General features: G+C 65.6%; 18 protein-coding genes. 5 read left to right on the forward strand and 13 right to left on the reverse strand.

The window, feature by feature from the left end:
* Positions 1-175 precede the first annotated feature (175 nt).
* Both BIWAKO_RS05195 and BIWAKO_RS05200 read right to left on the reverse strand, forming a co-directional pair.
* Positions 176-1,351 (reverse strand): pyridoxal-phosphate-dependent aminotransferase family protein, encoded by a 1,176-nt coding sequence (locus BIWAKO_RS05195; RefSeq protein WP_069882188.1) that lies wholly within the window; start codon positions 1,349-1,351, stop codon positions 176-178.
* Between the two features lie 101 nt (positions 1,352-1,452).
* Positions 1,453-2,085 (reverse strand): LysE family translocator, encoded by a 633-nt coding sequence (locus BIWAKO_RS05200; RefSeq protein WP_069877631.1) that lies wholly within the window; start codon positions 2,083-2,085, stop codon positions 1,453-1,455.
* Positions 2,086-2,212: 127 nt separating this feature from the next.
* Here BIWAKO_RS05200 and BIWAKO_RS05205 point away from each other — a divergent pair, with 127 nt between their 5' ends.
* Positions 2,213-2,731 carry a hypothetical protein gene (locus BIWAKO_RS05205; protein ID WP_069882189.1) on the forward strand — a complete coding sequence of 173 codons (519 nt, stop codon included), beginning with the start codon at positions 2,213-2,215 and terminating at the stop codon, positions 2,729-2,731.
* A 13-nt stretch (positions 2,732-2,744) separates the two neighbouring features.
* On the opposite strand, the gene BIWAKO_RS05210 is transcribed toward BIWAKO_RS05205, so the two are convergent.
* From BIWAKO_RS05210 to BIWAKO_RS05220, 3 genes are all read right to left on the reverse strand, one after another.
* Positions 2,745-3,251: a DinB family protein gene (locus BIWAKO_RS05210; protein WP_069877632.1), complete on the reverse strand. Its 507-nt coding sequence runs from the start codon at positions 3,249-3,251 to the stop codon at positions 2,745-2,747.
* Between the two features lie 30 nt (positions 3,252-3,281).
* Positions 3,282-4,481 (reverse strand): NAD(P)/FAD-dependent oxidoreductase, encoded by a 1,200-nt coding sequence (locus tag BIWAKO_RS05215; protein WP_371331833.1) that lies wholly within the window; start codon positions 4,479-4,481, stop codon positions 3,282-3,284.
* 93 nt (positions 4,482-4,574) lie between these two features.
* Positions 4,575-5,489 (reverse strand): LysR family transcriptional regulator, encoded by a 915-nt coding sequence (locus BIWAKO_RS05220; RefSeq protein ID WP_069877633.1) that lies wholly within the window; start codon positions 5,487-5,489, stop codon positions 4,575-4,577.
* 136 nt (positions 5,490-5,625) lie between these two features.
* Between BIWAKO_RS05220 and amaB the strand changes: the two genes are divergently transcribed.
* From amaB to BIWAKO_RS05240, 4 genes are all read left to right on the forward strand, one after another.
* Complete coding sequence (gene amaB, locus BIWAKO_RS05225) at positions 5,626-7,146, forward strand: L-piperidine-6-carboxylate dehydrogenase (protein WP_069877634.1); 1,521 nt, start codon at positions 5,626-5,628, stop codon at positions 7,144-7,146.
* Positions 7,147-7,164: 18 nt separating this feature from the next.
* Positions 7,165-8,382 carry an acyl-CoA dehydrogenase gene (locus BIWAKO_RS05230; protein ID WP_069877635.1) on the forward strand — a complete coding sequence of 406 codons (1,218 nt, stop codon included), beginning with the start codon at positions 7,165-7,167 and terminating at the stop codon, positions 8,380-8,382.
* A gap of 112 nt (positions 8,383-8,494) precedes the next feature.
* Complete coding sequence (locus BIWAKO_RS05235) at positions 8,495-9,682, forward strand: CaiB/BaiF CoA transferase family protein (protein WP_069877636.1); 1,188 nt, start codon at positions 8,495-8,497, stop codon at positions 9,680-9,682.
* A complete protein-coding gene (locus BIWAKO_RS05240; protein WP_069877637.1) occupies positions 9,675-11,345 on the forward strand; it encodes a thiamine pyrophosphate-binding protein in 1,671 nt (556 codons plus the stop codon). Before BIWAKO_RS05235 ends, BIWAKO_RS05240 begins: the two co-directional genes overlap by 8 nt.
* Here BIWAKO_RS05240 and BIWAKO_RS05245 read toward each other — a convergent pair.
* The 8 genes from BIWAKO_RS05245 to BIWAKO_RS05280 form a co-directional block, all read right to left on the reverse strand.
* Entirely contained in the window at positions 11,336-11,920 is a 585-nt protein-coding gene (locus BIWAKO_RS05245; protein ID WP_069877638.1) for a cytochrome b, read from the reverse strand. The genes BIWAKO_RS05240 and BIWAKO_RS05245 overlap by 10 nt on opposite strands.
* Positions 11,917-12,480 carry a YceI family protein gene (locus BIWAKO_RS05250; RefSeq protein WP_069877639.1) on the reverse strand — a complete coding sequence of 188 codons (564 nt, stop codon included), beginning with the start codon at positions 12,478-12,480 and terminating at the stop codon, positions 11,917-11,919. The genes BIWAKO_RS05245 and BIWAKO_RS05250 overlap by 4 nt, the downstream gene beginning before the upstream one ends.
* A 70-nt stretch (positions 12,481-12,550) precedes the next feature.
* Positions 12,551-13,162 (reverse strand): HdeD family acid-resistance protein, encoded by a 612-nt coding sequence (locus BIWAKO_RS05255; protein WP_069877640.1) that lies wholly within the window; start codon positions 13,160-13,162, stop codon positions 12,551-12,553.
* Between the two features lie 92 nt (positions 13,163-13,254).
* Complete coding sequence (locus BIWAKO_RS05260; protein ID WP_069877641.1) at positions 13,255-13,965, reverse strand: SDR family NAD(P)-dependent oxidoreductase; 711 nt, start codon at positions 13,963-13,965, stop codon at positions 13,255-13,257.
* The gene (locus BIWAKO_RS05265) at positions 13,966-14,517 is read right to left on the reverse strand and encodes a cysteine hydrolase family protein (protein WP_371331835.1); all 552 of its coding nucleotides are present in this window, start codon (positions 14,515-14,517) and stop codon (positions 13,966-13,968) included. It lies immediately after the preceding gene.
* A complete protein-coding gene (gene tal / locus BIWAKO_RS05270) occupies positions 14,517-15,491 on the reverse strand; it encodes a transaldolase (RefSeq protein WP_069877643.1) in 975 nt (324 codons plus the stop codon). Before tal ends, BIWAKO_RS05265 begins: the two co-directional genes overlap by 1 nt.
* A 110-nt stretch (positions 15,492-15,601) precedes the next feature.
* Positions 15,602-16,438, reverse strand: coding sequence for a carbohydrate ABC transporter permease (locus BIWAKO_RS05275; protein ID WP_069877644.1), 837 nt, complete (start codon positions 16,436-16,438; stop codon positions 15,602-15,604).
* Positions 16,438-17,325: a carbohydrate ABC transporter permease gene (locus tag BIWAKO_RS05280; protein WP_084651167.1), complete on the reverse strand. Its 888-nt coding sequence runs from the start codon at positions 17,323-17,325 to the stop codon at positions 16,438-16,440. The genes BIWAKO_RS05275 and BIWAKO_RS05280 overlap by 1 nt, the downstream gene beginning before the upstream one ends.
* Positions 17,326-17,406: the final 81 nt, after the last annotated feature.

Here is a 17,406-nt window from a genome sequence, read left to right on the forward strand (position 1 = left end):
GGACCGCGAAGCTAGAGCAGGACGGCGCAGCCTGGGAACGGGCATTTGCGCCGGACTGCCCTGCTTTCGCCGAGCAGACCTCACCACGAGAATGGCCCGCCGCATCGCGGCGAGCCTCATCGGCTTTCCCGAAAGCGGCAACCGACTTGTTCGGGCCGATGCCCAAACTGCCCGGTTAAGCGCCTTGGGCGAGATGCGTGATGGCTGCAGCAACGCCACCGGCACCATGCGGGATATTCTGCGCCTGCAACGCCATTTCGACAGCGCTCAGGCTGCCAAGCACCATCGGTGCATTGACATGGCCCATATGGGCAATGCGAAAGGCCTTGCCGGCGAGATCCCCGATCGCGAGCCCGAGCGTCACGCCACAGACCGTGCGCGCATAATCGGTGATCGCACTCGGGTCGCACTGAACGAGGATGGTCGTGACCGAGGGCGCCCGCTGCGATGGTTCCTCGATATTGCAGGTCAGGGCCTGCCCCTCGGCCCATCGCGACATGGCAGCGTGGGTTGCCCCTGCAAGCAGGGCATGGCGGCGCCAGACGGCCTCCAGCCCCTCCTCGAGGATCATGTCGAGCGCGGCGCGCAGGCCGAACATCAGATGCTCGGGCGGCGTACCGAAATGCTTCATGTAGAGGAGCGGGCTCAGCCGGGAGGTCCAATCCCAATAGGGCGTCCTCATCGTCGCGTGCGGATGCGCATGCAGCGCCTTCCCGCTCGCCGCGACGAAGGCCAGCCCGGGCGGAGTCATCAGGCCCTTCTGCGAGGCCGACATCGCGATGTCGACCCCCCAATCGTCCATCTCGAACTGCATGCAGCCCAGCGAGGCGACGCCATCGATCATATACAAGGCTGGATGACCTGCGGCATCGATTGCCTTGCGCACGGCCTGCACATCGTTGACGACGCCGGACGCCGTATCGATCTGCACCATGAGCACGGCCTTGATCTCATGGTTCGTGTCGCGCCGCAGGCGCTCCTCGACGGCCACCGGATCGACCGCCGCGCGCCATGACCCGCCCAGGATCTCGACATCTGCCCCGAGGAAACGGGCCATCTCACCCCAGCCGACGGCAAACCGCCCGCTCGCGAGCACCAAAATCCTGTCGCCGCGGGAGAGCACATTGGTCAGCGCCGCTTCCCAGCCGCCATGTCCGTTGGCAGCGTAGATGAAGGTCTCGCCCTTGGTGCGGAAGATCTTCCGGAGATCGCTCAGGAGCGTCTCGGTCAAATCGAGGATCGGCTTGGAGCTGAGCTCCTCGGCCGGCCGCATCATCGCCTGCAGCACGCGATCGGGGATAGTGGTCGGGCCGGGGATTGCGAGCAAAGCCCGGCCGTTGGCGACACTCATGAAAAACTCCTGCTGGCCTTGCTGCGCCGCATGTCCGTGCCCCTTGCAGCCGGGGCAACGACGCATGCTGTCTGGCACAATGTCCGGAAATGGGGTTTGAGCTAGCGCTGCGCTTCCGTCGCCATCTTCACGGCAAGGCCGGCAAGCACGGTGCCCATCAGCCAGCGCTGCACCACCGCCCAGAACGGCCGTGTGCGAAGGAAGAGGGCGATACTGCCGGCGGTGAAGATGATCAGCGCGTTGACGCTGCCGCTGATCACGATCTGGATCGCGCCGAGCAGCAGCGACTGCGTCAGGACATTGCCAGCAGCGGGATCGATGAATTGCGGCAGCAGCGCGAGATAGAACATCGCGATCTTGGGATTGAGCAGGCTGGTCAGGAAGCCCATCGCAAAGAGCCTGCGCGGTCCGTCCGGCACCAGCTCGCGAACCTGGAAGGGCGAGCGCCCGCCCGGCCTCAGCGCCTGCCAGGCGAGATACAGGAGATAGGCCGCACCACCGAAGCGCAGGGCGTCATAAGCATAGGGCACTGCGAAGAGCAGCGCCGTGATGCCGAAGGTGGCGCAGAGCATGTAGACGACGAAGCCGAGCACGACGCCGATGAGCGAGATCAGCCCGGCAGCATGCCCCTGCGAGATCGAGCGCGAGATCAGGTAGATCATGTTCGGCCCGGGCGTCAGAACCATGCCGAACGCGATCAGGGCGAAGGCAAGCAAGCTCGAGAGCTCAGGCATGACGGGTCTCCGCAACGGAGCCGGCAACCTGCATCGAACCGGGACAATCGACAAGCCGCATGGAACAGCGGGCCGCCATGCCCGTTTCTCAGGCCAAGCGCCCGACTTGTCCCGGACAGACACCGCCATGTTGCTCTTCAGCCGCATCCTCTACACCGCGATCGCGGGCTCGCTGCTCGCCGCCTCGGTGATGCTGATGGTGGTGGCGATCTGGCGCACCTTCACTGGCTTCAGGACCGGCGATGGCGCGCTCGAGACCATGCTCGATGGAATCGGCCTCGTGATCATCGCGGTCGCTGTTGCGGATGTCGGCAAGTTCCTGTTCGAGGAAGAGGTGATCAGCGATCGCGAATTGCGGCGCCCGGCCGAGGCGCGCGGTTCGCTGACCAAATTCATGACGATCATCATCATTGCGCTCAGCCTGGAATCGCTGGTGCTGATCACCAAGGCGTCACGATCCGCGATGAGCGATGTCGTCTATCCCGGCCTGCTGGTGCTGCTCGCAGTGCTGGCGATGGTCGGGCTCGGGTTGTTCCAGAAGCTGAGTCAGAACACGACCGCAACCGTGCCGGACGCGAGAGAAGACAACGACAAGCCTGCCCCCGCGAAGACGCCGCCCCGGTCTAAACGGACCAAGCAGGCCTGAACCGGAGGGCCGTTCAGCGCGGCTCGTCGACGAGGAGGAGATCGGTATCCTCGGGCCTGGCTCCGGCCGCCGTCAGCATGGCGTGGACCTGCCCGCGGTGATGCGTCTGGTGGTTGAACATGTGCATGAGCGCAAAAGCGCGCGGCTTGCCGAGTTCGCGGCCAGCGGCCCCCGAATACCAGATCAAGGTCCCGCGCAGCCAGTTGGCATCGACGGTAGCGGCCCAGGCGAGGATCGCCTCGTCGCGCTCGGCGCGACGGCGGCGGAACTCGGCCCAGTCATCGACATAAATCGGCGCATCGCGGCCACTGATCGGCGGTTTGGGCGTTCCGATCAGCCGGTGCAGCCAGATTTCGTCGGCCCAGAGGACATGGTTCAGCGTACCATGGATCGACTTGAAGAAGGCGCCGCGATCGCGACGGCGACCTTCCTCGTCAAGCGCGTCGGCGGCATCGCATAGGCTCCGGTTCTGCCAGGCATTATAGCGCGCCATGGTCTGAACATAAGCCGGATCGACCATGCGTGCCTCCTCAGATGATATTGGCCTCCGTCAGCGGCCGCCCCGCGACGATGCGCTCATGACCAAGATCGGCAAGATCGAGCGTGCGATAGCCGCCATGCACAATCTGCTCGGCAAGCCCCCGTCCCACAGCCGGGGACTGCTGCAGTCCGTGACCGAGAAACCATTGGCAAGATAGAGATTCGGCAGGCCGACAGCCGGGCCGAGGATAGCGTTGCCGTCGAGTTCGTTCATGTCATAGGGCCCGGCCCAGGCGCGACCGGGCTTGATCGCCTCGAAGGCTGGCACACGATGGGCGAGCGGCGCCCAGACATGCTCCTCAAAGAAGGACCAGTCGACATCCTCCACATCGGCATCGGTCTCGATCCATTCGCGATCGAGTTCGGCCGGCGGGGACGCGCCGCTAATGAACATCTGCCCCTCGCTGCCGCGCTTGCCCTCGGGCCGGCAATAGGCACCGGAGGTATCGATCAGAAGCGGGCAGTTATCGACCTCGCCCTTGCAGGTGAAGCTGAAGACGTAGCGCTTCATCGATCTGACCGGAATCGCGATGCCGGCCGTTGCCGCCAGCCGCGCCCCATGCGTGCCCGAGGCATTGACGACCGCGCCGCAGCCGATGCGACTGCCATCGCCAAGCTCGACGCCGACGACGCGGCCGCCTTCTACGATATAGCGCGCCGCTTCGCCTTGGCGGTACTCGACACCGAGCGCGCGCGCTTTCCTGCGAAAGGCCTGGAGCAGCGCCCAGCCGTCGAACCAGCCCTCGCCGCTGACCCCAAAGGTGCCGCAGGTGAGATCCTCGACGTTGAGCCAGCTAAATTTGCTGCGCAACATATCCGCTGCATAGAGCGCAATATCGGCGCCCTCGTCCTGCTGTAGCTTCTGGTTCGAGGCGAGGACCGGGGCGCCCTCGCCGCTCGCGACATAGAGGTAGCCGCCCTCATGCAGATCGATGGCCGGAACCTCGCCGTCGACGGCGAGATGCGTCCCGATATTGCGCAAAAAATCGATGCCGTGCAGAGAAATGCGGATATTCACCGAGCTTGAGAACTGCTGCCGGATCGAAGCCGCCGAGAGCGCCGAGGCGGAGTAGCGGTAGGTCGGATCCTTCTCCAGAACCACGACCTTGCCCTTGAAACCAGGGTCGGCGGCGAGATGATAGGCGACGGAGGAACCGATCGCGGCGCCTCCACAGATCACGACATCGGCGGTCTCGGGAAAGGACGGCATGTCAGTCCTGCGCAGTTCGGGCCGCGACGCTCAGCGGCCGAGGTTGGTGAATTCCACGCATGAATGCCGTGACTGCGCCGGCTTGTCGAGTGCTCAGGCCGTGAGCCCGCATTCGCCGAGCAACCAGTCGCGAAAGGCGATCACCGCCGGCAGCGCCGCCCGGGTCTCGGGATAGACCAGGTAATAGCCTTCCGTGCCGCTGACCGGCCGGTCGACCGGGACCACGAGTGCTCCGGACCGCAACTCCTCCTCGATCAGGAAGCGCGGCACGATCGCAAGCCCCAACCCAGCCACGGCTGCCTGCGAGACCATGGCAAACTGCTCGAAGCGCGGCCCCATCAGCGCCCGCTCCGGCGGCAGCCCCTGTTTTTCCAGCCAGTTCGCCCAGGCCCGGGGCCGCGTCGCCTGCTGCAGCAACGGCGCGCGCAGCATATCCGCCGGCTCCTTCAAGCCCAGGCGCTCGACCAGCGAGGGCGCCGCCACGGGAACGACCTCCTCCCCCATCAGGCGATGCAGCACCGCGCCGGGCCAGACCGGATCGCCGAAATGCACGGCCGCATCGATCGGCTCGCGCCCGAAATCGAAGGGCACCAGCTTGGTCGTGAAGTTGATGGTGACGCCGGGATGGGCCTCGATGAAGCGCGGAAGACGCGGGATCAGCCAGCGTGTGCCGAAGGTCGGCAGGATGCCGAGATGCAGCACGCCGGCCGCGCCGCGAAAGGCCATGGCCGAGACGGTTGCGGCCGCAAGGCGCGAGAGCCCATCGCGGATCTCGGTCGCATAGGCGCTCCCGGCCGGCGTCAGGCTGACGCGCTTCTTGACGCGCTGGAACAGGCTGACGCCGAGCACCTGCTCGAGATGTGCGACCTGGCGGCTGACCGCCCCCTGGGTCAAGTTCAACTCCTCGGCCGCGCGTGTGAAACTGCCATGGCGCGCAGCCGCCTCGAAGGCGGCAAGCGCCGACAGGGAGGGCACCGAAAGCCGGCCGGGAACGAGATCAAAGATCATGAGCTATTCTCATCAACTCGTGAGAACATATCTGTTGCCGAGCGCGACCGGAAGAGGGCATTCTGCGCCCTTCCGGCGCGGCGGCTCTTTCCCGCGCCATTTGACATACTAGCAATCGACAGGTCGGAACCAGGACATGGCTTCATCTTTGCCGAAGGATGCGCTCGCGCTGCTCAAGCGTCTTGGCGTGCCGGACACCGTCTTCGCGTCCGCGGGCCTTGCCGCACGCTCCCCGATCACCGGCGAGACGGTGGCGACGCTGCGCGAGACGAGCGTTGCGGAAACCGAGTCGGCGATCGGCCGCGCGCAATCCGCCTTCCTGGCCTGGCGCAAGGTCCCGGCCCCGCGCCGTGGTGAGTTCGTCCGCCTGCTCGGCGAGGAGCTTCGCAACGCCAAGACCGATCTCGGCCTGCTGGTGACGCTGGAAGCCGGCAAGGTCACCTCCGAGGGGCTCGGCGAAGTCCAGGAGATGATCGACATCTGCGATTTCGCGGTCGGTCTTTCGCGCCAACTCTACGGCCTGACCATCGCCACCGAACGCCCGAGCCACCGCATGATGGAAACCTGGCATCCGCTCGGCGTCTGCGGCGTGATCTCGGCCTTCAACTTCCCGGTCGCCGTCTGGTCCTGGAATGCGGCGCTTGCGTTCGTCTGCGGCGACAGCGTCGTCTGGAAGCCCTCCGAGAAGACCCCGCTGACGGCGCTCGCCGTCCAGGCCATCGTCGAGCGCACCATGAAGCGCTTCGGCCCCGAGGCTCCGGTCGGCCTGTCGGAAGTCCTGATCGGCGGCCGCGAGATCGGCGACGCGCTGGTGCAGGATCACCGCGTGCCGGTTCTCTCCGCCACCGGCTCGACCCGGATGGGCAAGGAAGTCGGCCAGAAGCTCGCCGCCCGCTTCGCCCGCGCCATTCTCGAACTCGGCGGCAACAATGCCGCGATCGTCGCGCCTTCGGCCGATCTCGATATCGCGCTGCGCGGCATCGCCTTTGCTGCGATGGGCACGGCCGGTCAGCGCTGCACCACGCTGCGCCGCCTGATCGTTCATGAAAGCGTCTATGACGCGCTGATCCCGCGCCTGATCAAGGTCTATGGCTCGGTGAAGATCGGCGATCCCCGCGAGGCCGGTGTGCTGGTCGGGCCGCTGATCGACGAGGCGGCCTATGAGGGCATGCAGAAGGCGCTTGGCGAAGCCAAGGCTGCCGGCGGCAAGGTCCAGGGCGGCGAGAAGGTCGATGTCGGCAGCGGTGGCTTCTATGTCCGCCCGGCGCTGGTCGAGATGCCCGAGCAGACCGGCCCAGTCGAGCGCGAGACCTTTGCGCCGATCCTCTATGTCATGAAGTACAAGACGCTGGACCAGGCGATCGCGCTGCAGAACGCGGTTGGCGCCGGCCTCTCCTCCTCGATCTTCACCCTCGACATGCGCGAGGCCGAGACCTTCGTTTCCGGCGAAGGTTCGGATTGCGGCATCGCCAACGTCAATATCGGCCCTTCGGGTGCCGAGATCGGCGGAGCCTTCGGCGGCGAGAAGGAGACCGGCGGCGGCCGCGAGGCCGGTTCGGACGCGTGGAAGGCCTATATGCGCCGCGCTACCAATACGCTGAACTACGGCACGACGTTGCCGCTGGCGCAGGGCGTCAGCTTCGACGTCGACGCCTGAGCGAACGGGAGAGAAACCATGGCCGAAGCCGCACGCAGCCACTCCGCCAGCCACAAGCTCGCGGAATTCCAGTGGGACGATGCCTTCCTGCTCGACGACCAGCTCAACGAGGACGAGCGCCTGATCCGCGACACGGCCCGCCAATACGCGCAGGAGAAGCTGCTCCCGCGCGTCTCGGAGGCCTATCTCGAGGAGAAGACCGACCGCTCCATCTTCAACGAGATGGGCGAACTCGGCCTGCTCGGCGTGACGGTGCCGGAGGAATATGGCTGCGCCGGCGCCAACTACGTCTCCTATGGGCTGGTGGCCCGCGAGGTCGAGCGCGTCGACTCCGGCTATCGCTCGATGATGAGCGTGCAGTCCTCGCTCGTGATGTATCCGATCTACGCCTATGGCGACGAGAACCAGCGCAAGAAGTACCTGCCCAAACTCGGCTCCGGCGAATGGATCGGCTGCTTCGGACTGACCGAGCCCGACGCCGGCTCCGACCCGGCCGGCATGAAGACCCGCGCCGAGAAGGTGGCCGACGGCTACAAACTGACCGGCTCGAAGATGTGGATCTCGAATTCGCCGATCGCGGATGTGTTCGTGATCTGGGCGAAGTCGGCGGCGCATGACAACCAGATCCGCGGCTTCATCCTCGAGAAGGGCATGAAAGGCCTGAGCGCGCCGAAGATCGGCGGCAAGCTCAGCCTGCGCGCCTCGATCACCGGCGAGGTCGTCATGGACGGCGTCATCGTGCCGGAAGAGAACCTGCTGCCGAACGTCTCGGGACTGAAGGGGCCGTTCGGCTGCCTCAACCGCGCGCGCTACGGTATCTCCTGGGGCGTGATGGGCGCCGCCGAAGACTGCTTCCACCGCGCGCGCCAGTACGGGCTCGACCGCAAGCAGTTCAACAAGCCGCTGGCCCAGACCCAGCTCTACCAGAAGAAGCTCGCCGACATGCTGACCGAGATCACGCTCGGCCTGCAAGGCTCGCTTCGTGTCGGCCGCCTGCTCGATGACGGCAGGATGGCCCCCGAGATGATCTCGCTGGTGAAGCGCAACAATTGCGGCAAGGCGCTCGACATCGCCCGCCAGGCCCGCGACATGCATGGCGGCAACGGCATCTCGATCGAGTTTCAGGTCATGCGCCATGCCGCGAACCTGGAGACGGTCAACACCTATGAGGGCACGCATGACGTCCATGCGCTGATCCTCGGGCGCGCCGTCACCGGGCTGCAGGCGTTCTTCTAATCGCGATCTCATGCCTGGGGCTTGCCCCGGGCATGTCCTTTGCCGCGCATCCTTCAAGGGACGGCTGGGCCAAACCCGGCCATGACGGCAGCCTCGAAGCCGGAATGACCTGATGACGACTCCTCCCCTTGCCGGCCTGCGCGTCCTCGAACTCGCGCGCATCCTTGCCGGCCCCTGGATCGGCCAGTTGCTGGCCGATCTCGGCGCCGATGTCGTCAAGGTCGAAAGCCCAGAGGGCGACGACACCCGCAACTGGGGCCCGCCCTTCGTCGAGGGAGTGGATGGCGGCACGCTCTCGGCGGCTTATTTCCACAGCGCCAATCGAGGCAAGCGCTCGATCACGGCCGATTTCCGCACGGAGGAGGGCCGCGCCTTGGTGCGCAAGCTCGCCGGCCATGCCGATGTGGTAATCGAGAACTTCAAGGTCGGCGGGCTCGCCAAATACGGGCTCGACGCCGCCTCGCTGCGCAAGCTCCACCCGAGCCTGATCTATTGCTCGATCACCGGCTTCGGCCAGGACGGCCCTTACGCCGAGCGCGCCGGGTACGACTTCCTGATCCAGGGCATGGCCGGGTCGATGTCGATCACCGGCCAGCCCGACGGCCAGCCGACCAAGGCCGGCTATGCCAAGACCGACATCTTCACCGGGCTGTACGCGACCGTCGGCATCCTGGCGGCGCTGCGGCGACGCGATGCCACCGGCGAGGGCGCGACGCTCGACCTCGCCTTGATGGATACACAGGTCGCAGTGCTCGGCAATCAGGCGCTGAACTACCTGGTCTCGGGAAAACCCCCGGCCCGGCTCGGCAATGCCCATCCCAATATCGTGCCCTACGAAGTCTTCCCCGTCGCAGACGGGCACATCATCATCGCCACCGGCAATGACGGGCAGTACCGCAGGCTCTGCGACGCGCTCGGCCGGTCCGATCTCGGCAGTCATGCCGATTATGCCGACAACAAGGGCCGTGTCGCCAACCGCGCGATCCTGATCCCGATGCTGGCCTCGCTGACCGCCCGCCGCCACAAGGCCGAACTTCTGGCTGCTCTGGAAGAAGCCGGCGTTCCGGCCGGCCCGATCAACACGATCGACGAGGTCTTCGCCGATCCGCAGGTGGTGGCACGCGGCATCAAGGTCGACCTGCCTGCAGAGGCAGCGGCCAAGGGCGCGATCCCGACCGTCGCCTCACCCATCGTCATCGATGGCAAGCGGCAGGTCGCGTCGCGGCCGAGCCCTCGCCTCGGCGAACATCAAGACGACATCCTGAACGACCCCACCTGGGGAGGACATACACATGGCTGAACGGACTGGCGGGCAGATCCTCGTCGACCAATTGCTGCTTCATGGCGCGACCGACGCCTTTTGCGTGCCCGGCGAGAGCTATCTCGCCGTGCTCGACGCGCTGCATGACGCGAAGCTGAAGGTCACCATCTGCCGCGCCGAAGGCGGCGCCGCGATGATGGCCGAGGCTGCCGGCAAGCTCACCGGCAAGCCCGGCATCTGCTTCGTCACCCGCGGCCCCGGCGCAACCAATGCCTCGCCGGGCATCCATATCGCCGATCAGGACTCGACTCCGATGATCCTGTTCGTCGGCCAGATCGAGCGCGGCATGCGTGAGCGCGAAGCCTTCCAGGAACTCGACTATCGCGCCGTCTTCGGCACCATGACGAAATGGGCGACGGAGATCGACGACGCCGCCCGCATTCCCGAGATCATCAGCCGTGCGTTCCATGTCGCGACCGCCGGCCGCCCGGGCCCGGTGGTGATCGCACTGCCCGAGGACGTGCTGACCGACCTCGCCGACGTCGCGGACGCAGAACCCTACCAGGTCACCGAGACGCATCCCTCGCTGCTGCAGACGATCGACCTGCAGAAGCGGCTCTGGGCCGCGAAAGCGCCGATTGCCATCCTTGGCGGCTCGCGCTGGAACCCGCAGGCGATCGAGCGCTTCCAGCGTTTTGCCGAGCGCTTCGATCTGCCGGTCGCGGTCTCCTTCCGCCGGCAGATGCTATTCCCGGCCAACCATCCGAATTTTGCCGGCGATCTCGGCATCGGCCCCAATCCGAAGCTCCTGAAGCGCATCCAGGACAGCGATCTTGTGCTGCTGGTCGGCGGCCGTCTCTCCGAGATGCCGAGCCAGTCCTACACGCTGTTCGGCATCCCCAATCCGGGGCGGCCGCTGGTCCATGTCCATCCCGATCCGGAAGAACTCGGCCGCGTCTACCGGCCGACGCTTGCGATCAACGCCTCGCCGACCGCCTTCTGCGCCGCCCTGGAGACCGTTCATCCACCCCAGACGATCAACTGGGCGGGTGCGGCGGCCGAAGCGCATGATGCCTATCTCGCCTGGAGCGAGCAGCCCGCGCCGGTGCCTGGCGCCTTCCATCCCGGCGAGGCCGTCACCTGGCTGCGTCGCTACCTGCCCGACGACGCGATCCTCTGCAACGGTGCCGGCAACTACGCCACCTGGGTGCATCGCTTCCATCGCTTCACCAAGTTTGCGACGCAGCTCGCGCCGACCTCCGGCTCGATGGGTTATGGCGTGCCGGCGGCGATCGGCGCCAAGCGGCTGTTTCCCGAGAGAACGGTGGTTGCCTTCGCCGGCGACGGCTGTTTCCTGATGAACGGCCAGGATTTCGCGACGGCCGTGCAGTACGAACTGCCGGTGATCGTCGTCGTCGTCGACAATGGCATGTACGGCACGATCCGCATGCATCAGGAGAAGCACTATCCTGGCCGCGTCTCGGCAACGACGCTAAAGAACCCGGATTTCGCGGCCTATGCCAAGGCGTTCGGCGGCCATGGCGAGCGCGTCGAAACCACGGCCGAGTTCGCGCCGGCCTTCGAGCGTGCGGTCGCCAGCGGCAAGCCGGCGATCATCCACTGCCTGCTCGATCCCGAAGCGATCACGCCGGCAAAGTCGCTCTCCACGATCCGCGAGGAAGCCTTCGCCGCTCAGCGCTGATCGCCGCGGAGCGCGACCCATCTGCGGCCGAACCACATGCGGCGCAGCAGACCGTCTCGCCAGATCAGGACGTGAACCAGCGCCGCCGCGACATGAATCGCGGCGAGCGCGAGGAGAAGATTGCCTATCCAGGCATGTAGAACCTGCATCAGCTCATAGGTCGCCTTGTCGGGCCCCATGAGATGCGGGACGGCAATCCAGCCGAAATAGAGCGTCGGAATCTGCAGTGGCGCGGCCGACACCATGAGCAGTCCCGTAACGGGCAGCGCGATCAGGCAGAGATAGAGCCCCGCATGGACCGCGTCGCTGGCCCGCTGCAGCCATCGCCCAGCATTCGCCGGCGGCGGCGCGGGGGCGGCCAGGCGCAGGACGAGCCGCAGCATGATCATGCCTGCGACCGTCAGTCCCACCGACTTGTGCAGTTGGTAGAGCTCGAAGCGCTCGACGAGGTTGCGGCTTTCATCGCGCATCGGCGATGCGATCAGGAACTGGGCAATGACCAGCAGCAATGTCAGCCAATGCAGCGCGACGAGGGCCGGGTGCCACCGCATCGGCCGCCCCGCCACATCGCTCATCGCCCAAGCTGCCCCTTGATCACAAGCTCGACCGCGTCATCGACGACATTGACCTCCCGGCCGAGCTCGAACGCAGGGCGCAGAAAGGTGCCATTGGCGTGGAAAGGCAGCGATTCGCCGCGCCTGGCCCTGTCGATATCGCCGTCGACGACAGCCGTCACCGTAATCGGGCGGGTGATGGAACGGATGGTGAGCTGCCCGCGTATTTCAAGGCTGCGGTCGCCGGTGCGGGTCACCGCAGCTGAGGTAAAGCTCGCAGTCGGATAGCGCCCGGTATCGAGCATGCTCTCGCCCTTGATGAAACCATCCATGAGGGCAGAGCCGGCCTGGAGCGAACCCGTCTCGATCGTGACCCTGATGCGGCTCCGTTCGGGCCGATCGAAATCGAGCGCCAGCGTCCCGTCATAATGCGCGAAATGGCCGGTCGCGACGACTGCCCCGAAGCGGCGGGTCACGAAGCTGATATCGGTGGCGCCGCGCTCGATGCGCCAGGTCGTTTGGGCCGCAGCAGGCCCGGCGACGACCAGGGCGGTGATCACGAGGGCGACAGAACGGAGCATCCCGCAATTGTCGCGCTCATGATGGCTGGGCCGTGGCATCTGGCCCCGCACACGCAAAGGTGATGCCGCCCTAGCCTGCCTGTGCCGTCGCTCGCCTCGCGGCAGCGCCATTGAAGGTCGAACGGATCGCCGTGGCCAATGCGATACAGGACCAGCCCTGGAAGATCAGCTCGATCGCGAGGAAGGTGCCGAGCACCCAGAAACTCGAGGCCGGCCATTGCGACAGGATCATCCCGCCCAACGCGAGTGAAAGCAGCCCGGAGATCAGGACCCAGATCCAGACCGGCGTCGGCCGCGTCTGGAAGGCGACGATGATGCGGAAGACGCCGGCTGCGACCAGGGCACACCCAGCCAGAAGCGTCAGCGACGCCGTCGCCACGACCGGGTTGATGAAGGTCATGATGCCGACGCCGAGATAGAGCAGGCCGATCAGCACATGCATCAGCAGGCTTTTCCAGCCGCTGTGCCGGAAGGCGTCGATCAGCATGACTACGCCGCCTGCGAACATCATCGCGCCGAACCAGATGGCGCTGGCGACGCTGAGCAAGGCGGAAGCGCCAAGCCCGAGCACGCCGAGGATGACCAGGACAATACCGGCTGCGAGCAGCCAGCCCCAGTTACGTCGCAAAGGCAGGAGATGCGTACCGAGAGAAGGTGGTTGATGCGCGGGTACGTCCGACATGACCAGGCCCCCAGTGGAACTTCACGAAGGCTCCCACCACCGGGGCTCGCCGTCAACTCCGGGCGCACCCCAGGGGCGAACTGCGAATATTCTCAATAGGTTGCCCGACCGCCCGAAAGATCGAAAACGGCGCCGGTGGAGAAACTGCAGCGCTCGCTCGCCAGCCAGGCGACGAGCTCGGCCACTTCATCGACCGTTCCCAGCCGTCCGAGCGGGCTCTTGGCGACCATGGTGGCAACGGTCTGCTCGCTCATCTGCTGCAGCAGGTCCGTCTCGATCGCTGCCGGAGCGACTGTGTTGACCAGCACCCCGGTGCCGGCCAGTTCCTTGCCATGCGCCTTGGTGAGCGCGATGACGCCCGCCTTCGCGGCACTATAGGCCGCGAGCGTCGGCGTGCCTTCCTTGCCGGCCAGCGAAGCGATATTGACGATGCGGCCAAAGCCGCGTGGCCGCATCGCTGCGGCGACGATGCGCGAGCACAGGAAAGTGCCGGTGAGATTGACGGCCTGAATCTTCTGCCATTGCTCGAGTGGTGTCTCGGCAACGCTCGTCGAGGGGCCGGTGAGGCCAGCATTATTGACCAGCACCACAATCGGGCCGTGCCTGGCCTCCGTTTCGGCCGCTGCCGCGACGATATCAGCTTCGTTCGCGACATCGCAGGGGATGTACGCGCGCGTGCCTGTTTCGGGCCCGACGAGGTCCCAGACGACCGGGCTCAGTCCGTCGCGCTCAAGCCTGTCGGCCACAGCCCGGCCGATGCCCTTGGCTCCTCCGGTGACGACGGCGATGCGCCGGGCCGCCATTCAGGTGAACGCGACCTGAGCCAGCGGCTTGACACGGATCGTCGCGGAACCGGCATCGAAACCATCCAACAGGGCATTGTGATGCGCCACGATCTGCTCGACCTGCAATGTGCCGCTGTCGGCCGTCGTATGCGCATCGGCGACGAGGGTGACATCGAAGCCCAGGCTGACGGCGCGCCGGCAGGTGGTGTCGACGCAGTACTGCGTCATCAATCCGGCGATCACGAGATGGCCGATCCTCCGTTCCGCGAGCACAACCTGCAGGGCCGTGTCGTGAAAGGAATCGCAGGCCGTCTTGTGAACGACGATATCGCCCGGCTGTCGCGGCAAGTCGGGATGAAGTTCCCAGCCTCGCGTCCCGGTTTCCAGGCGGTGCCCGGCCGGGCCGTCATGCTGGATGAAGATCACCGGACGGTCGGCGGCATGCGCGCGGCCGATCAACTCGGCCAGCCGCTCCCGCACTTTCGCAAAGCGCTCGCCGACGACTGCGCGCGCAGCTCCAGGCACGGCCAGAATGTCGCGCTGGACGTCGATGATGACAAGTGCCGACATCAGGCAGCCTTGGCGCCCTCGAGACGGGCATCGACCAGCTTGCGCAGGCTACGCAGATCCTTGACGAAGCCGCGAATGCCTTCGGCGAGCTTCTCTGTCGCCATGGCATCCTCGTTCAGCGCGAAGCGGAACGCCTTCTCGTCGAGCAGCAGTTTCGCAGGTGGCTTGCCGGAATTGTCCGGCGCGAGCCTGCGCGGCAGATCGCCTTGCGCCGCAGCGAGTTCGTCGAGCAGGCCGGGGCCGATGGTCAACCGGTCGCAACCCGCCAGCGCCTCGATCTCGCCCGTGTTGCGGAAGGAGGCGCCCATCACCACCGTGTCGATGCCGTAGGCCTTGTAATAGGCATAGATGGTGCGGACCGAGACCACGCCGGGATCAGTTTCCGCCGTGTAGGGGCCGCCGCCGGCCTTGACGTGCCAGTCGAGGATTCGGCCGACGAAGGGGGAAATCAGGAAGGCCTTCGCATCCGCACAGGCGATGGCCTGCGGCAGCGAGAAGAGCAGGGTCAGGTTGCAGTCGACGCCCTCGCCCTGCAGCACCCTGGCCGCCTGGATGCCCTCCCAGGTCGAGGCGATCTTGATCAGGATGCGTTCCCGCCCGATGCCGCGCTCCTTGTAGGCAGCGATGATGGCGCGGGCCTTGTCGATGCTCGCCTGAGTATCGAAAGAGAGATCGGCATCGACCTCGGTCGAAACCCGTCCCGGCACGATCCCGGCGAGCTCGGCGCCGAAGGTAACGGCCAGCCGGTCGCAAACCGCGTGGACGCGGGCGTCGCTGGAACCGGCAGCCTTGCGGCCCCAGGCAATCGCCTCGTCGACGAGATGGGCATAGGCCGGGGTCTCGACGGCTTTGAGCAGCAAGGTCGGGTTGGTGGTGCAATCGACAGGCTTCAGACGGCGCACCGCTTCGATATCGCCGGTATCGGCGACGACGGTGGTCATCTTGCGGAGCTGGTCGAGCTTGGAAGCGGTCATGGCGATCCTGCCGAAATCGGTGTCTTGAACAATGGTCAAACCTGCGGCGCTCTTCCGGCCCGGTCAAGCGAGTAGGCCGGAAGAACGGCTGCGCGCGCGGCGCAGATGGGTCAGCTCTTGACTGCCCCCGATGTCAGGCCGCCGACCATGTTCTTGCGGAAGCCATAATAAATCACAGCCGGCGGGATGGCGTAGAGCAGGCCGGCAGCCATCAGCAGATTCCAGGGCGCGTCATCCGCCGAGAGGAAGAGCCCTAGCCCCACCGCCAGAGGCACCGCCTTTTCGCTCGACAGCAGCAGGAAGGCGTAGAGATACTCGTTCCAGGCGAGCAGCAGCGCGTAGATGCCGATGACCACCATCGAGGGCTTCATCAGCGGCAGGTAGACCATGCGGAAGAGCTGCAGCGAGGTCGCGCCATCCATGATCGCCGCCTCATCGAGTTCCTTCGGCAGCTTGTCGGAAGCCTGTTTCAGGACCCAGATCGCATAGGGCGAAGCCAGCGCGACCATGGCGAGGATCAGCGCAGTCTGCGTGTTGAGCAGACCGTAGGAGCCCATCGCCTTGTACATCGGGATGGCGAGGAAGGCGGCCGGGATGAGGTAGGTCGCCAATGCCAGATTCATGATCGTGCGCCCGCCCCTGACCCGCAGCCGGGCGATGGCGAAGGCGGCGCAGGTCGCAGCGAAGAGCGTCAGCAGCCCCGTGGCTATGGCGATGAAGAAGCTGTTGAACATCTGCAGCCAGAAATTGGTCAGGTAATAATGCTGCTGCTTGAAGACGATCTGGAAGTTCTGGAGCGTCGGCTGATCGGGCCAGAGCTTGCCGGCCAGCATCGACTCCTGGTTGGAGATCGAGAGCACGAAGAGATGGTAGATCGGCAGCAGGGTCCAGAGCAGGACCGGGATCGCGATCAGGATCAGCTTGCCTTCGTCGAGAACCTTTTTCATCACTCGGCTCCCTTGGACAGGCGCTTCACCATCACGAAGACCATCGGCAGGATCAGCGGCATCGCGACGATGATGGAGGCGATACCGAGATCCAGGTTGTTGTTGCGCATGTAGCGGATGCCGAGTGTCGCCAGCACATGGTTCATGTCGCCCGGCCCACCGCCGGTGAGCAGGTAGACGCTGTTGAAATCGCCCAGCGTCCAGATCATCGAGAGCATGGTCGAGGTGACATAGAGCGTCGCCAGCGACGGCCAGGTGATGAAGCGGAACTGCTGCCACCCGTTGGCTCCGTCGACGCTCGCGGCCTCATAGAGATCCTGCGAGATCGCCAGGCGGCCGGTGACCAGGATCAGCGTCCAGAACGGCAGCGACTTCCAGATATGGACCATGATCGAGCTCGCGAAGGCGAGTGTCGGGTCGGTGAGCCAGCCCGGCCCCTCGACGATGCCGAACCAATGGAAGAGCTGTTGGTTGAGCATGCCGTTCTCCGGGTTCAGCATCACCCGGAAGGACAGGATGGTTGGAATCGAAGGCACGGCCCAGGGCAGGATGAACAGCACCAGCACGATGCGCACCCAGGCGCGCTGTTGCACGAAGAAGCCCGAAAGCCAGAGCGCGAGCAGGAACTTGAGGTTCACCGCCACGAACAGGAAGATGATGGTGTTGACCACCGTGCGAAGGAAGATCGGGTCGGCGAAGAGCGCGCGATAGGACTGCCAGTTGAGCCCCAGCCAGAGGCCGTAACCGACCGGGTAGACCACCATCACGGCGAACACGAGAATATAGGGCATCAGCATCAGGGCGCCCCAGAGCGCCCTGTCGCGCGTGTGGCCCGAGGTCATTTCGGCCGATACCGTTGCCGGCGCTGACATGGTGGTGGCGGTCATCAGTCGTCCTCCGAGGCCCCGCGTTCTTTCGACGAGTCGGCATCCCGCGGCGCGTTTCGCCGCAGGATGCCGTTTTCGCGG

The sequence above is a fragment of the Bosea sp. BIWAKO-01 genome (assembly GCF_001748145.1).
GTDB lineage: Bacteria > Pseudomonadota > Alphaproteobacteria > Rhizobiales > Beijerinckiaceae > Allobosea.

Coding starts and splice junctions, on each gene's coding strand:
- BIWAKO_RS05195 (WP_069882188.1), bottom strand. CDS start 1,351: ATGAGTGTCGCCAACGGCCGGGCTTTGCTCGCAATCCCCGGCCCGACC.
- BIWAKO_RS05200 (WP_069877631.1), bottom strand. CDS start 2,085: ATGCCTGAGCTCTCGAGCTTGCTTGCCTTCGCCCTGATCGCGTTCGGC.
- BIWAKO_RS05205 (WP_069882189.1), top strand. CDS start 2,213: ATGTTGCTCTTCAGCCGCATCCTCTACACCGCGATCGCGGGCTCGCTG.
- BIWAKO_RS05210 (WP_069877632.1), bottom strand. CDS start 3,251: ATGGTCGATCCGGCTTATGTTCAGACCATGGCGCGCTATAATGCCTGG.
- BIWAKO_RS05215 (WP_371331833.1), bottom strand. CDS start 4,481: ATGCCGTCCTTTCCCGAGACCGCCGATGTCGTGATCTGTGGAGGCGCC.
- BIWAKO_RS05220 (WP_069877633.1), bottom strand. CDS start 5,489: ATGATCTTTGATCTCGTTCCCGGCCGGCTTTCGGTGCCCTCCCTGTCG.
- amaB (WP_069877634.1), top strand. CDS start 5,626: ATGGCTTCATCTTTGCCGAAGGATGCGCTCGCGCTGCTCAAGCGTCTT.
- BIWAKO_RS05230 (WP_069877635.1), top strand. CDS start 7,165: ATGGCCGAAGCCGCACGCAGCCACTCCGCCAGCCACAAGCTCGCGGAA.
- BIWAKO_RS05235 (WP_069877636.1), top strand. CDS start 8,495: ATGACGACTCCTCCCCTTGCCGGCCTGCGCGTCCTCGAACTCGCGCGC.
- BIWAKO_RS05240 (WP_069877637.1), top strand. CDS start 9,675: ATGGCTGAACGGACTGGCGGGCAGATCCTCGTCGACCAATTGCTGCTT.
- BIWAKO_RS05245 (WP_069877638.1), bottom strand. CDS start 11,920: ATGAGCGATGTGGCGGGGCGGCCGATGCGGTGGCACCCGGCCCTCGTC.
- BIWAKO_RS05250 (WP_069877639.1), bottom strand. CDS start 12,480: ATGCTCCGTTCTGTCGCCCTCGTGATCACCGCCCTGGTCGTCGCCGGG.
- BIWAKO_RS05255 (WP_069877640.1), bottom strand. CDS start 13,162: ATGTCGGACGTACCCGCGCATCAACCACCTTCTCTCGGTACGCATCTC.
- BIWAKO_RS05260 (WP_069877641.1), bottom strand. CDS start 13,965: ATGGCGGCCCGGCGCATCGCCGTCGTCACCGGAGGAGCCAAGGGCATC.
- BIWAKO_RS05265 (WP_371331835.1), bottom strand. CDS start 14,517: ATGTCGGCACTTGTCATCATCGACGTCCAGCGCGACATTCTGGCCGTG.
- tal (WP_069877643.1), bottom strand. CDS start 15,491: ATGACCGCTTCCAAGCTCGACCAGCTCCGCAAGATGACCACCGTCGTC.
- BIWAKO_RS05275 (WP_069877644.1), bottom strand. CDS start 16,438: ATGAAAAAGGTTCTCGACGAAGGCAAGCTGATCCTGATCGCGATCCCG.
- BIWAKO_RS05280 (WP_084651167.1), bottom strand. CDS start 17,325: ATGACCGCCACCACCATGTCAGCGCCGGCAACGGTATCGGCCGAAATG.